General features: G+C 59.0%; 7 protein-coding genes, 3 tRNA genes and 3 rRNA genes. 6 read left to right on the top strand and 7 right to left on the bottom strand.

The features are described 5' to 3' along the window. Window positions 1-5 precede the first annotated feature (5 nt). The 7 genes from P8S53_RS00065 to P8S53_RS00035 form a co-directional block, all read right to left on the bottom strand. Window positions 6-833, bottom strand: a complete 828-nt coding sequence (locus P8S53_RS00065) for an XdhC family protein (protein ID WP_277805126.1) — start codon at window positions 831-833, stop codon at window positions 6-8. Then, window positions 830-2,038 carry a VWA domain-containing protein gene (locus P8S53_RS00060; RefSeq protein WP_277805125.1) on the bottom strand — a complete coding sequence of 403 codons (1,209 nt, stop codon included), beginning with the start codon at window positions 2,036-2,038 and terminating at the stop codon, window positions 830-832. The genes P8S53_RS00065 and P8S53_RS00060 overlap by 4 nt, the downstream gene beginning before the upstream one ends. After that, window positions 2,035-2,913 carry a MoxR family ATPase gene (locus P8S53_RS00055; RefSeq protein WP_277805124.1) on the bottom strand — a complete coding sequence of 293 codons (879 nt, stop codon included), beginning with the start codon at window positions 2,911-2,913 and terminating at the stop codon, window positions 2,035-2,037. Before P8S53_RS00055 ends, P8S53_RS00060 begins: the two co-directional genes overlap by 4 nt. Window positions 2,914-2,954: 41 nt before the next feature. Then, window positions 2,955-5,372, bottom strand: coding sequence for an aerobic carbon-monoxide dehydrogenase large subunit (locus tag P8S53_RS00050; RefSeq protein WP_277805123.1), 2,418 nt, complete (start codon window positions 5,370-5,372; stop codon window positions 2,955-2,957). Further along, window positions 5,369-5,860 carry a (2Fe-2S)-binding protein gene (locus P8S53_RS00045; protein ID WP_277805122.1) on the bottom strand — a complete coding sequence of 164 codons (492 nt, stop codon included), beginning with the start codon at window positions 5,858-5,860 and terminating at the stop codon, window positions 5,369-5,371. Before P8S53_RS00045 ends, P8S53_RS00050 begins: the two co-directional genes overlap by 4 nt. Before the next feature lie 25 nt (window positions 5,861-5,885). After that, entirely contained in the window at window positions 5,886-6,740 is an 855-nt protein-coding gene (locus tag P8S53_RS00040) for a xanthine dehydrogenase family protein subunit M (protein ID WP_277805121.1), read from the bottom strand. A 387-nt stretch (window positions 6,741-7,127) separates the two neighbouring features. Continuing rightward, the gene (locus P8S53_RS00035) at window positions 7,128-8,225 is read right to left on the bottom strand and encodes an MHYT domain-containing protein (RefSeq protein WP_277805120.1); all 1,098 of its coding nucleotides are present in this window, start codon (window positions 8,223-8,225) and stop codon (window positions 7,128-7,130) included. 692 nt (window positions 8,226-8,917) lie between these two features. Here P8S53_RS00035 and P8S53_RS00030 point away from each other — a divergent pair. The 6 genes from P8S53_RS00030 (at window position 8,918) to P8S53_RS00005 (ending at window position 14,401) form a co-directional block, all read left to right on the top strand. Continuing rightward, window positions 8,918-10,383, top strand: a 16S ribosomal RNA gene (locus tag P8S53_RS00030). Between the two features lie 153 nt (window positions 10,384-10,536). Beyond that, a tRNA-Ala gene (locus P8S53_RS00025) sits at window positions 10,537-10,612 on the top strand. Between the two features lie 74 nt (window positions 10,613-10,686). Next, window positions 10,687-10,763, top strand: a tRNA-Ile gene (locus P8S53_RS00020). A 369-nt stretch (window positions 10,764-11,132) separates the two neighbouring features. Next, window positions 11,133-14,058, top strand: a 23S ribosomal RNA gene (locus P8S53_RS00015). A gap of 102 nt (window positions 14,059-14,160) precedes the next feature. Next, a 5S ribosomal RNA gene (gene rrf / locus P8S53_RS00010) occupies window positions 14,161-14,275 on the top strand. Together the 16S, 23S and 5S rRNA genes with 3 tRNA genes alongside form the textbook arrangement of a ribosomal RNA operon. Window positions 14,276-14,324: 49 nt before the next feature. Next, window positions 14,325-14,401 (top strand) — tRNA-Met (locus P8S53_RS00005). Window positions 14,402-14,435: the final 34 nt, after the last annotated feature.

Raw genomic sequence — 14,435 nt, 5'->3', positions numbered from 1 at the left:
GGCGGTCATATGCGCCGCCCTTCGCGGCGGGTTGCCACGATTTGCGCAAGGATCGACAGGGCAATTTCTTCGGGGGTTATGGCGTGCAGATCCAAGCCCGCGGGGGCGTGAACCTGTGCCAGTGCTTGTGGGCACACACCGTCTGATTGCAGGCGCGCGGCCAGCGTGGCGAATTTGCGCTTGCTGGCCACGAAGGCCACATATTCCGCCCCGCAGGCCAGTGCCGCGCGCAAGGCCGCTTCATCGCCCTTGCCCTGTGTCGCGATCACAATGAAGCGCTGGCGTGCAGTGGCTGTGTCAAAGGCGAAACTGTCGCAGCATTCCTCGACATCGGGGGCGGGGTCGGGCAGGGCACCGGGGGCGCATAGCGTGCGGTGCATGTCAAACCGCGCCGACAGGTCAGCCAGTGCCAGCGCCACTGGCCCCGCGCCGCAAATAATCAGTTGCGGCAGGGGCAGGACGGGTTCGACGAAAATATCCATGGACCCTTTGGACGGGCAGCCGTTGCGCGCAAAGCGAATGCCGTCGCGGTGCTCGCCCGCGCTGACCCCTTCGGCGTCCAGCAGGTCGGACGGGCGCAGGGACACGAATTGCGGCTGCCCTTCGCGCAGGGCGTCCAGTGCTGCGCGGCTGATGGCCGCGCGCGCGCAGCCCCCGCCGACCCAGCCTTCCGTTAATGTGCCATCGGCCAGAATCAGGGCTTTCGCACCGGGTTTGGCAGATGTGGCGTCCACTGTGCGCACGATTGTGGCAATGGCAAAGGGGTGGCCTGCGCGGCGCAGGCGGTCCATTTGGCGGTTCAGGCGGGCATGGGCAGTTGCAGACAAGGTCATAGGCGGGCAAGCTCCGGTTCCAGTCGGGCCAGATCGGCCAGTGTGGTGGCGGGGGCGAACAGGTCCAGATGGGGAAGTGCTGCGGCCATGCCGCCCGCAACAGGCGCATAATCGCGCCACCCCTTCAGCGGGTTCAGCCAGATGATGCGGCACCCGCGCTTTTTCAGCAGCGAAAGCGCGGGGCCAAGCTGGTCGGGGCTGGCGCTGTCATAGCCATCGGACAGAATGACAACCACGCTGCGCCCGTTGACAAACCGTCGCGCGTAGGTGCGCACGAACAGGTCCAGATTGGCCCCGATGCGCGACCCGCCGCCAACCCCTTCGGCCAGAAGCGACAACCGGTTCAGCATGCGCAGCGGATCGTCATCGCGCAGCGCGCTGGTAATGCGCACAAGGCCGGTGTGAAACAGATAGGCATCAGCCGTGGGATCAGCCCGTGTCAGGCCCGTGATGAACGCCAGATAGGGGCGGGTATAGGCCAGCATGGACCCCGACACATCGCACAGCACCACCAGTTTCACAGGCCGGTCGGGGCGGGTGCGGCGGTGCAGGTGCAAGGGTTCGCCCCCGGTGGACAGGGCCGCGCGCAAGGTGCGGCGCAAGTCCACGCCGCGCCCGCGCCGATGCGCGCGCCTGCGCCGCGACCGGCGGTCGCGGATGGCCGCGCCCAGCCGCGCGGCAAGGGTTTCGGCATGGCGAATATCGTCGGGGCTGACCAGTTCGCGCAGATCCCGCCGCATCAGGTTTTGCACAGACGTGGCCATCAACCGTCCCGTGCCGCCGCTTTCGCTGTCGCCAGTGTCGTGGCCGTCATCGGGGGCGTGGGCCTTGCCGGTGCCGCTGGCCATGCCTGCGCCTGTCTGGCTTGTGCGCTGGTGGTCGCGGGCGGTGCTGCGCGTTTGCACAACCCGCGCGCGCACCCGCCCGTTATTCAGCCAGAACGCGTTGAACAGATCGTCAAAGCGTGCGGATTGGTCTGCATCACTGGCGCAAACCGCTTTTAGCGCGCGACAGACGGTTTCGGGGGGGAATGTGTCCAACCGTGCAAGGGCGGCCATGGCAAGGCCCGTTTCCGCCACGCCCAGCCGGAACCCTTCGGCGCGTAAATGCGCCATGAACCCCGCCAGTCGTGCGGCGGGGCCGGGGTCGCGCGCGGCAAAGCGCGTGGCGCGCGACGGGCGGTTCAGTGTCAGATCGCGGGTCATGCGGCGCGGCCTGCAAGGCGCGCGGCCACTTCGGGCGGGATGGCGGCGCGGTCGGATCGGGTTTTCAAAAGCGTGGCCAGTGCCGCCGCCAGTGCCACAGGGTCCGCGCCCAGATCATTGATGCCAAGCCCGCCAAGCGCTGCGGCAAAATCCAGCATTTCGGCAATGCCGGGTTTCTTTTCCAGATCCTCAGCGCGCAGGGCTTGCACAAAACCTACGATCTGTTGGCCAAGGCCCGCTTCTATTTCAGGGCAGCGGGTGGTCAGGATGGCCAGTTCGGTGTCGCGGTCGGGGTAATCGACATAGGCATACAGGCACCGCCTGCGCAGCGCGTCCGACAGATCGCGCGTGCCGTTCGCGGTCAGAATGACATGGGGGCGTGATGTGGCGGTGATGGTGCCCAGTTCGGGAATGGTGATCTGGAAATCGGACAGGACTTCCAGCAAATAGGCCTCGAATTCTTCATCCGCGCGGTCGATTTCGTCAATCAGCAGCACAGGGGCCTGTTCGCGCCGGATCGCGGCCAGAAGCGGGCGTTCCAGCAGGTAATCTTCCGAGAAGATGCGCGATTCCGCCTGACGCGCGGATTCGCCATCTTCTACGGCGGCGCGGATGGACAGCAATTGCCGCTGGTAGTTCCATTCATAAATCGCCTGCGCGGCGTCCAGCCCTTCATAGCATTGCAGGCGCAGCAATTCGGTGCCCAGCACCGTGGCAAGCGCGCGCGCGATTTCGGTCTTGCCGACACCTGCCGCCCCTTCCAGCAGCAGCGGACGCCCCAGCGCCAGCGACAGATGCAGCGCCATGGCAAGGTCTGGATGCGCGACATAGCCCTGTTCGCGCAGTTTTTCGGTCAGGATATGGGGGTTTTCCATGGGTCAAGCGGGGGCGCGGGTGGTGCGCGCCCCCTGTCCTTTCAGCCGTGCAGGCCAAGCTGGTTGGCGATTTTCCAGATGCGCCAGTGGTCATGCGGCATATGCGCATGCCGCAGGCCAAACGCGCGGAACGCGTCATGCACAGCGTTGGAAAACGCGGGCACGCCGCCGACATTGGGGCTTTCGCCCACCCCCTTGGCCCCGATCGGATGGTGTGGCGACGGGGTTTCGGTGTGGTCGGTGGTGTAGTTGGGCGTTTCCCATGCGGTGGGCAGGAAGAAATCCATCAAGGTGCCGGTCTTGCAGTTGCCCATTTCATCATAGGCGATTTCCTGACCCATCGCGATGGCCAGTGCTTCGGTCAGGCCGCCATGAACCTGCCCTTCGATGACCATCGGGTTGATGCGCGTGCCGCAATCATCCAGCGCGTAGAACTGGCGGATTTCATGCTCGCCCGTGTCCACGTCCACGTCCATAACGCAGATATAGGCCCCGAACGGGTAGGTCATGTTGGGCGGGTCATAGTAGCTTACGGCCTCCAGCCCCGGTTCAATGCCGGGAATGGCCTGATTATAGGCCGCATAGGCGATGTCCTTCATGGTTTTGAAGCGTTCGGGCGCGCCCTTGATCACGAAGCGGTCAATGTCGAATTCGACATCATTGTCGTGCACTTCCAGCAGATAGGCCGCGATCATCTGCGCTTTCGCGCGGATTTTGCGCCCGGCCATGGCGGTGGCGGCCCCTGCCACGGGCGTGGACCGTGACCCGTAAGTGCCAAGGCCATAGGGGGCCGTGTCGGTGTCGCCTTCTTCAATGGTGATGCTGTCTGCGGGAATGCCGATTTCGGTTGCCAGAATTTGCGCAAATGTCGTGGCGTGGCCTTGCCCCTGCGATATGGTGCCAAGGCGGGCAATCGCGCTGCCGGTGGGGTGGATGCGGATTTCGCAACTGTCGAACATGCCCATGCCCAGAATGTCGCAATTCTTGACCGGACCAGCGCCCACGATTTCGGTAAAATGCGTCAGGCCAATGCCCATCAGCTTGCGGGTTTCGCCGCGCCTGAAAGCGGCCACGCGTTCGGCCTGTTCGCGCCGCAAACCGGGGTAGTCGACAGCGTCCAGCGCTTTGGTCCATGCGGTGTGGTAATCACCGCTGTCATATTCCCACCCCAGGGCCGAGGTATAGGGGAACTGGTCGGCGCGGATGAAGTTTTTGGCGCGCAGTTCGGCCGCGTCCATGCCCAGTTCAATGGCCAGCACTTCGATCATGCGTTCGATGAAATAGGCCGCTTCCGTCACGCGGAAGGAACAGCGATACGCCACGCCCCCCGGTGCCTTGTTGGTGTAGACCCCGTCAACGCCCACATAGGCCACGGGTATATCATAGCTGCCAGTGCAGATATGAAAGAACCCTGCGGGGAATTTGGTGGGGTCCGCGCAGGCGTCAAACGCGCCATGGTCTGCGGTCACATGGCACCACAGGCCGGTGATTTTGCCGTCTTTGGTGGCGGCAATCTTGCCTTGCATCCAGTAGTCGCGCGCAAATGCGGTGGCCATCAGGTTTTCCATCCGGTCTTCGACCCATTTGACGGGGCGGCCGGTGACGATGCTGGCCACGATGGAACAGATATAGCCCGGATAGACACCAACCTTGTTGCCAAACCCGCCCCCAATATCGGGCGAGACGACGCGGATATTGTGTTCCTCAATGCCTGACAGCAGCGATGCGACTGTGCGCACCACATGGGGGGCCTGAAATGTGCCCCAAAGTGTCAGCTTGCCATTGACCTTGTCCATGCTGGCCACTGCGCCGCAGGTTTCCAGCGGGCAGGGGTGCGTGCGGTGGTAGTAGATCATTTCTTCGGCCACCACCTCGGCGCTGTCCAGCACCTGTTCGGTGGCGTCCTTGTCGCCTTCTTCCCACAGGAAAATATGGTTGTGATGGCGGCGCGGGCCATGGGCGCCGCTGTCCTGCCCTGCCAGATCCTCGCGCAGGACAACGTCACTTTGCAGGGCGGCGAACGGGTCGGTCAGAACCGGCAGGTCTTCATATTCCACCTCGACCAGTTCAACGGCGTCAGCGGCGATGTAGCGGTCTTCGGCCACGACAAAAGCCACTTCCTGCCCTTGGAACAAAACCTTGCCATCGGCCAGAACCATCTGTTTGTCGCCCGCAAGGGTGGGCATCCAGTGCAGGTTCAGTGGTTCCAGATCCTTGGCGGTCAGCACGGCAATCACGCCGGGCAGGGCAAGGGCTGCTTCCGTGTTGATGGATTTCACCCGCGCATGCGCATAGGGAGAACGCACGAAATCACCATGCAGCATGCCTGCAAGTTTGATGTCATCGACGTAATTGCCCTTGCCTTGGGTAAAACGGACATCTTCGACGCGTTTGCGCGCGCAGCCCATCCCCTTGAGGTTGGCAATCCGGTCGTCGCGGTCTGGGGTCATGTCGTTCATTCTGCGGCCTCCTGTGCGGCGTTGATTTCTGCTGCGGCGGCAAGGATGGATTTGACGATGTTCTGATATCCGGTGCAGCGGCACAGATTGCCGGCAATCCCGAAACGCACGTCATCTTCGGTGGGGTTCGGATTTTCCTGAAGCAGGCGGTGGGCGCGCATAATCATGCCCGGTGTGCAATAGCCGCATTGAAGCCCGTGATGTTCGCGGAACATGCGTTGCAGCACATGCAGGTTGTCGGGGGTGCTTAACCCCTCAATAGTGGTGATGTCCGCGCCATTGGCCTGCACCGCGAACATGGTGCAGGATTTGACGGATTTGCCGTCGATTTCCACAGTGCAGGCACCGCAATGGCTGGTTTCACAGCCCACATGCGGGCCGGTCAGGTTAAGTTTTTCGCGCAATACATAAATCAGCAATTCGCGCGGTTCGACCAGCAGGTCTTCGGCCTTGCCGTTCACGTTCAGTTTTATGGCTGTCTTGGGCATGATGGCTGTTCCTTTCTGGTGCGGGTCAGGCGCGCGACCAGGCGCGGGCAATCGCGCGTGAAATGATGATTCCCGCGACATGGCGTTTGAATTCGACAGGGCCGCGGTTGTCCTCGGTCGGGTCGATGTCGGCCAGCGCGGCGGTGGTGGCTGCACGAATGGCGTCCGCGTCGCAGCTGGACCCGATCAGCGCTTCGGCGGCGGCGTGTGACCAGATCGGCGTGTCGGCAAGGTTGGTCATCGCGACCGACGCGGTTGCAACGCAGCCCCCCTCACGCGTGATCAGCACGGCGGCGGCGGCGGTCGCATAATCCCCGATCTTGCGCTTCTGCTTTTCGTAGGCATAGCCGCCTGCCGTCGCATCAAAGCGGATGCCGGTCAGGATTTCATCGTCTTCGCGCGCGGTCATATAGGCAGACTCGTAGAAATCGCGCGCGGCCACGTCGCGGTCCCCGTCCGGCCCTGCCAGCGTGAATACGGCATCCAGCGCCTGCATCAGACCGGGCATGTCATTGCCGGGATCGCCATTTGCCACATTGCCGCCCACAGTGCCCATATAGCGCACCTGCGGGTCTGCAATCTGCAACGCGGCCTCGCGCAGGATGGGGGCCGTGCGTGCCAGCCCGTCATGCGCGATCAGATCGGCCTGCGTGACCATGGCCCCGATGCGGATGGTGGTGCCGTCGATCCTGATGTCGCGCAGACCGGCAATGTCGCGCAAGTCGATCAAATGCTCGATTGCGGCCATGCGCAGTTTCATCATCGGTATCAGGCTGTGCCCGCCCGCCAGAACACGGGCTTCGTCGCCATGGGTTTGAAGCAGCCCCAATGCTGCCTCTATGTCCGATGGCCGGTGATACTCGAACGCGGCTGGTATCATGTCGTCCTCCCAAATGTGGGGCGGCTTTCGCCACCATGGCGGGACGCTAGCCTGCGACATTTTGTCAATCGAACCCCCCTGCGCCAGCTTCGCGGGTATTTGCACGAACTGCGAAATCGCTGCATGAATGACGTATGCAGGTGCAGCGAAGCCGGGCGGGCTGTGGTGCGGGGGTGGGCGCGGTGCGCAAACCCGGCGCCATCTGTCTGGTGCAGTCAGGCGGGGATCTGTGATTGTGGGTGCCCACGGCCCAGCGGGTGGCGCGGGCTTGGTGCCGGTGCCAGCGTCCCCATCGGGCACAGGTCGCAGCCCCCCGTGCGGCGGCTACCTGATAGACACTGGTTCAGTTTGCATCGTCTGGCATGTTCAGGTGCAGGTCGTGCAACGCTACAGCCCCAAAGCCTCGCGGACATGCCCAAGGCGGGCGCGGCTGACCGGCACTTTGCCCAAGGCGGGCACCGTGTCGAAATAGCAGATGCCCGTATCCTTCTTGCGTTCAAAGCCCGTCACATGACGACGGTTCACCAGATAGCTGCGATGGGCGCGCACGAAATCACCCTGCGGCATACGCGATTCTGCCGCAGCAATGGCCCATGGGCAAAACAGCTTCTGGTCGTCGACATACAGCACCGTGTAATGCCCTTCTGCCTGAATGGCAGCAATTCTGAAGGCATCCATGAAATAGGTGCGCCCGTCTTTTTCATAGGGCACCTTGAGGGAGTTCAGCGCCACCGGCTGCGGTTGGGGGGGCTTGTGCGGGCCTTGCACGGCAGCAACAGGGGCGGGCAGAAAGGTCACGCCGGTCAACAGGAACGCGCCCGAAATCAAAAACACGGCCATGGTCACCCCGAAGGCCAGCGCGGAATTGCTGATCACCGGCCCCGCCCCCGACACGCCGCCTTGCGCGACAAACCCCGTCCCCGCCATGGCGATGAAATGCACCGTGAACACCGCCAAACCGAATCCGGCAGTGCCCAGCACGATATTCTGCCGCTCGCGTCGGGAATAGGTGATCAGGAAGGCAAGCACACTCAGCGCCACCGACACCAACAGCGCGCCAGCAACCCCCGCCACGGAATATACGGGCCGGCACAGCTGCATGCCCGACATGCCGATATAATGCATGGCCGGAATTCCAAGGCCAACAATCACGCCCGCCAGCACGATTCGCCCACGCGTGCGGGTGCCGAAATGCACCACCAGCAATGCCACCCCTGTCATCAGCACGGCCAGCAGAGCGGAAATCAGCGTGGTCAAGGCATCGTAATAAAAGGGGATGGGCAGTTGCAGCCCCAGCATGGCCACGAAATGCATCGACCAGATTCCCCCGCCAAGGGATACGGCCGCCATCGCCACAGCCAGCTTGCGCTGCCCGACCGGCAGTTCGGACGCGCCGCGCGTCAAGGACAGCCCCGTAAACCCCGCCATCAATGCCACCGCAAAAGAGGCAAACACCAGTGCTGTATCATGTGTATAATCAAGCACGGCTCAAGTCCCTCCCAAGACCCCAGAGCAGGCACGCAAGTGCTAGCATGCGCCTTGTGCTGCGACAAGCACGCCGTTTGCAATGCGCGATCGTGAAAGGAATCACCCGATCGCCCCAAAACAGGCTGGCAGGTCACGATCTGCGCCGGTGCTGATTTTCCTTCCTTTTGTCTTTAGTATTATAAAACATATACTTAAGTGGAGTTTTTCGCTTCATTCGCTGCGCGTCATGCCCTTTTTTATCTGAATGTCATATTTTCCTCTTGCGTGTGAAAGAGTGATTGCCTAGATAGCGCTTCACCGGCGGCGGGAAGCTGCTGGTTGCCTTGGGCGGCTTGATGCGGAAGTGTTATTGCTGTTTTGGGTTTGAGATTTAGGGACAGGTATGCATGTGGATGCGCCTTATGTATGGCGCTTCTTACGTGTGTTTTTGTTTCTGTGCTGTTTGAAATTTTTGGAAACTTGAAGAGATATGTGGGCGGTTTGGTCTATTTCGATGGATCGGCCTGACACATATCGGCTCGCTAGGGTGGTTTCGGCTGCCCGATGATGTGAGTGTCAGCTTCACTGTTTTGCGGCTTTTGTTTCTTTGGAACGGAAGCACAGAACAGAGATAACGTGGTCGGATGTAATGTCTGATCATGTGATATGTGCTTGGGTTTGACGTCAAGGATATGGATTTCGGTCCATTTCAACTTGAGAGTTTGATCCTGGCTCAGAACGAACGCTGGCGGCAGGCTTAACACATGCAAGTCGAACGAGATCTTCGGATCTAGTGGCGGACGGGTGAGTAACGCGTGGGAACGTGCCCTTCTCTACGGAATAGTCCTGGGAAACTGGGTTTAATACCGTATACGCCCTTTTGGGGAAAGATTTATCGGAGAAGGATCGGCCCGCGTTGGATTAGGTAGTTGGTGGGGTAATGGCCTACCAAGCCGACGATCCATAGCTGGTTTGAGAGGATGATCAGCCACACTGGGACTGAGACACGGCCCAGACTCCTACGGGAGGCAGCAGTGGGGAATCTTAGACAATGGGGAAACCCTGATCTAGCCATGCCGCGTGAGCGATGAAGGCCTTAGGGTTGTAAAGCTCTTTCGCTGGGGAAGATAATGACGGTACCCAGTAAAGAAGCCCCGGCTAACTCCGTGCCAGCAGCCGCGGTAATACGGAGGGGGCTAGCGTTGTTCGGAATTACTGGGCGTAAAGCGCGCGTAGGCGGATTGGAAAGTTGGGGTGAAATCCCGGGCTCAACCCCGGAACTGCCTCCAAAACTATCAGTCTGGAGTTCGAGAGAGGTGAGTGGAATTCCGAGTGTAGAGGTGAAATTCGTAGATATTCGGAGGAACACCAGTGGCGAAGGCGGCTCACTGGCTCGATACTGACGCTGAGGTGCGAAAGTGTGGGGAGCAAACAGGATTAGATACCCTGGTAGTCCACACCGTAAACGATGAATGCCAGACGTCGGGCAGTATACTGTTCGGTGTCACACCTAACGGATTAAGCATTCCGCCTGGGGAGTACGGTCGCAAGATTAAAACTCAAAGGAATTGACGGGGGCCCGCACAAGCGGTGGAGCATGTGGTTTAATTCGAAGCAACGCGCAGAACCTTACCAACCCTTGACATGGGTATCGCGGGACCAGAGATGGTCCTTTCAGTTCGGCTGGATACCACACAGGTGCTGCATGGCTGTCGTCAGCTCGTGTCGTGAGATGTTCGGTTAAGTCCGGCAACGAGCGCAACCCACGTCCCTAGTTGCCAGCAGGTTAAGCTGGGCACTCTATGGAAACTGCCGATGATAAGTCGGAGGAAGGTGTGGATGACGTCAAGTCCTCATGGCCCTTACGGGTTGGGCTACACACGTGCTACAATGGTAGTGACAGTGGGATAATCCCAAAAAGCTATCTCAGTTCGGATTGGGGTCTGCAACTCGACCCCATGAAGTCGGAATCGCTAGTAATCGTGGAACAGCATGCCACGGTGAATACGTTCCCGGGCCTTGTACACACCGCCCGTCACACCATGGGAGTTGGGTCTACCCGAAGATGGTGCGCTAACCTGTTCGCAGGAGGCAGCCAGCCACGGTAGGCTCAGCGACTGGGGTGAAGTCGTAACAAGGTAGCCGTAGGGGAACCTGCGGCTGGATCACCTCCTTTCTAAGGATGATCCTTGCAGATGGGCTTGCCCATCTCGTGGATCACTTAGCAGCAGCAAACAAAGCTGCATATAAGACCGGACCGTCCTCATATCTCTTCAAGACAAAAGGTAGCACGCGGCAGGCTGGATAGGTTTGGCGCTGCATCCTGATCGGGGCCTTAGCTCAGCTGGGAGAGCGCCTGATTTGCATTCAGGAGGTCAGGAGTTCGATCCTCCTAGGCTCCACCATCAGATCCGGTGGATCTGCCGTAAGCAGGATCGTCCTGAGCAGACAGCCGCCCTGATCACATGTATTGGCATTGGGGTCGGTAGCTCAGGTGGTTAGAGCGCACGCCTGATAAGCGTGAGGTCGGAGGTTCAAGTCCTCCTCGACCCACCAGTGCCAAGGCAGCCAGGGCTGCGCAACAGAAAATCCCGACATGATCATCAAGCCAGCTTATGCGCTGGTTTGATCGTCCTGTTGGACGCAAGAAGGGTCCGGCCCTTCATTTTGACATCGTTCAGAGAGAAACATATCAGTGTCATGCTGACATCCCCGCGTGTGGGGGCGTCAGTGGTCGCAAGACCACAGAGCATGAGACTATCAAGTCAAGTACACTAACCAATAGTTCTGGATCCGCACGGGTCCAGAGCGGGAAAAGTATACAAGCTTTTGGTTCAGATTGTGTGCAGGGGACACAAAAGGCCCTGCACGTCAGACGATGTCTTGCCGCTTGCGGTGGGGCGCAGTTTGGCTCTTTCTGGATCAAATCAAGCGCGATAAGGGCGTTTGGTGGATGCCTTGGCAGTAAGAGGCGATGAAGGACGTGATACTCTGCGATAAGCTTGGGGAGTTGAGAATAAGCTTTGATCCCAAGATTTCCGAATGGGGCAACCCACTTGAAGATTTTTGGTTATTGCTTCGCAATGCACACTCCGTGACTGAGCTAGTTTGATTGTCTCTGACAATCGGGCCCTTGGTCCGTGGTCACCTTTGGTGACCGGGGAATGCAAAGCGAAGTGGCTATCCGAAAGTCTAACCAAGTACTTTTAGGCTGAATACATAGGCTTAAAAGAGCAAACCCGGGGAACTGAAACATCTAAGTACCCGGAGGAAAGGAAATCAATAGAGACTCCGTTAGTAGTGGCGAGCGAACGCGGACCAGCCGAGCCGAGATTGTGACTGGAATGGCCTGGAAAGGCCAGCCATAGCGGGTGACAGCCCCGTACAGGAAGCATGATCGGACGTATCAAGTAGGGCGGAACACGTGAAATTCTGTCTGAAGATCGGGGGACCACCCCCGAAGGCTAAGTACTCCTTACTGACCGATAGTGAACCAGTACCGTGAGGGAAAGGTGAAAAGCACCCCGACGAGGGGAGTGAAACAGACCTGAAACCGGACGCCTACAAGCAGTCGGAGGGACCTCGAGTCCTGACGGCGTACCTTTTGTATAATGGGTCAACGACTTGGTCTATCTAGCAAGCTTAAGCCGATAGGTGTAGGCGCAGCGAAAGCGAGTCTTAAATGGGCGCATGAGTTAGATGGATCAGACCCGAAACCGAGTGATCTAGGCATGGTCAGGCTGAAGGTTAGGTAACACTAACTGGAGGGCCGAACCCACATCCGTTGAAAAGGATCGGGATGAACTGTGCCTAGGGGTGAAAGGCCAATCAAACTCGGAGATAGCTGGTTCTCCGCGAAATCTATTTAGGTAGAGCGTCGCACGAATACCCCGGGGGGTAGAGCACTGGATGGGTAATGGGGCCCCACAGGCTTACTGATCCTAACCAAACTCCGAATACCCGGGAGTAATATGCGGCAGACACACGGCGGGTGCTAACGTCCGTCGTGAAGAGGGAAACAACCCTGACCTACAGCTAAGGCCCCTAATTCATGGCTAAGTGGGAAAGCAGGTGGGACGACCAAAACAACCAGGAGGTTGGCTTAGAAGCAGCCATCCTTTAAAGATAGCGTAACAGCTCACTGGTCTAAACAAGTTGTCCTGCGGCGAAGATGTAACGGGGCTCAAGCCATGAGCCGAAGCTTAGGATGCGAGCAATCGCATGGTAGCGGAGCGTTCTGTTCAGTACTTCTTGCGTCTTTTGCACCCATTGCGGGTGCACCGGACGCAGAGCAAGTCTGCTGTGAAGCCGGCCCGTGAGGGACCGGTGGAGCGTTCAGAAGTGAGAATGTTGACATGAGTAGCGACAAACAGGGTGAGAGACCCTGTCGCCGAAAGTCCAAGGGTTCCTGCTTAAAGCTAATCTGAGCAGGGTAAGCCGGCCCCTAAGGCGAGGCCGAAAGGCGTAGTCGATGGGAACCAGGTTAATATTCCTGGGCCAGTGGGAAGTGACGGATCTCAAAGATTGTTCGCCCTTATCGGATTGGGCGGGCCGTTCAGAGGTTCCCGGAAATAGCCCCACACCAGACCGTACCCGAAACCGACACAGGTGGACTGGTAGAGAATACCAAGGCGCTTGAGAGAACCATGTTTAAGGAACTCGGCAAAATACCTCCGTAAGTTCGCGAGAAGGAGGCCCGTTCAGGAGGCAACTCTTGGGCGGGGGGCACAAACCAGGGGGTGGCGACTGTTTATTAAAAACACAGGGCTCTGCGAAGTCGCAAGACGACGTATAGGGTCTGACGCCTGCCCGGTGCCGGAAGGTTAAAGGGAGGAGTGCAAGCTCCGAACTGAAGCCCCGGTAAACGGCGGCCGTAACTATAACGGTCCTAAGGTAGCGAAATTCCTTGTCGGGTAAGTTCCGACCTGCACGAATGGCGTAACGACTTCCCCGCTGTCTCAAACATGGACTCAGCGAAATTGAATTGCCTGTCAAGATGCAGGCTTCCCGCGGTTAGACGGAAAGACCCCGTGCACCTTTACTACAGCTTCACACTGGCATCAGGATTGCGATGTGCAGGATAGGTGGTAGGCTTTGATATGGGAACGCCAGTTCCCATGGAGCCATCCTTGAGATACCACCCTTCGCACTCTTGATGTCTAACCGCGGTCCGTTATCCGGATCCGGGACCCTGTGTGGCGGGTAGTTTGACTGGGGCGGTCGCCTCCCAAACAGTAACGGAGGCGTGCGAAGGTTGGCTCAGAGCGGTCGGAAATCGCTCGTCGAGTGCAATGGCAGAAGCCAGCCTGACTGCAAGACTGACAAGTCGAGCAGAGACGAAAGTCGGCCATAGTGATCCGGTGGTCCCGAGTGGAAGGGCCATCGCTCAACGGATAAAAGGTACGCCGGGGATAACAGGCTGATGATGCCCAAGAGTCCATATCGACGGCATCGTTTGGCACCTCGATGTCGGCTCATCTCATCCTGGGGCTGGAGTAGGTCCCAAGGGTATGGCTGTTCGCCATTTAAAGAGGTACGTGAGCTGGGTTTAGAACGTCGTGAGACAGTTCGGTCCCTATCTGCCGTGGGTGTTGGAGACTTGAGAGGAGTTGCCCCTAGTACGAGAGGACCGGGGTGAACGATCCACTGGTGGACCTGTTGTGGCGCCAGCCGCAGTGCAGGGTAGCTATGATCGGACAGGATAACCGCTGAAAGCATCTAAGCGGGAAGCCCCCCTCAAAACAAGGTCTCCCTTGAGAGCCGTGGTAGACCACCACGTCGATAGGCCGGAGATGTAAGCGCAGCAATGCGTTCAGTTGACCGGTACTAATGGCTCGATAGGCTTGATTTGATCCAGTAACAACCAAACTGATCAACAATCAAAGCAACCAAAAGCATTGACCAAAATACGTCGGGATTAAATAATCCCCGCTGATATGTGTTTCTTCTCAGGTTTGGTGGCAATAGCGCGAGCAAAACACCCGATCCCGTCCCGATCTCGGAAGTTAAGTGCCGCCGCGGCAATGGTACTGCGTCTCAAGACGTGGGAGAGTAGCTCACCGCCAAACCTGACAAGAAACACACAAAAATCTCTCTCAACGATCAACAAAAAACCAACGCGGGGTGGAGCAGCCAGGTAGCTCGTCAGGCTCATAACCTGAAGGTCACAGGTTCAAATCCTGTCCCCGCAACCAAATTACACCATAATATCAGTGCCTTACATAGCGC

The sequence above is a fragment of the Roseinatronobacter sp. S2 genome (genome assembly GCF_029581395.1).
In the GTDB taxonomy this organism is placed as follows: domain Bacteria; phylum Pseudomonadota; class Alphaproteobacteria; order Rhodobacterales; family Rhodobacteraceae; genus Roseinatronobacter.
The sequence above is the reverse complement of the archived record's forward strand: the minus strand, read 5'-3'. Positions and strand labels throughout refer to the sequence as shown.

Excerpts from the sequence above, each read along its gene's own strand:
- P8S53_RS00065 (WP_277805126.1), bottom strand. The coding sequence starts at position 833 with ATGACCTTGTCTGCAACTGCCCATGCCCGCCTGAACCGCCAAATGGAC.
- P8S53_RS00060 (WP_277805125.1), bottom strand. The coding sequence starts at position 2,038 with ATGACCCGCGATCTGACACTGAACCGCCCGTCGCGCGCCACGCGCTTT.
- P8S53_RS00055 (WP_277805124.1), bottom strand. The coding sequence starts at position 2,913 with ATGGAAAACCCCCATATCCTGACCGAAAAACTGCGCGAACAGGGCTAT.
- P8S53_RS00050 (WP_277805123.1), bottom strand. The coding sequence starts at position 5,372 with ATGAACGACATGACCCCAGACCGCGACGACCGGATTGCCAACCTCAAG.
- P8S53_RS00045 (WP_277805122.1), bottom strand. The coding sequence starts at position 5,860 with ATGCCCAAGACAGCCATAAAACTGAACGTGAACGGCAAGGCCGAAGAC.
- P8S53_RS00040 (WP_277805121.1), bottom strand. The coding sequence starts at position 6,740 with ATGATACCAGCCGCGTTCGAGTATCACCGGCCATCGGACATAGAGGCA.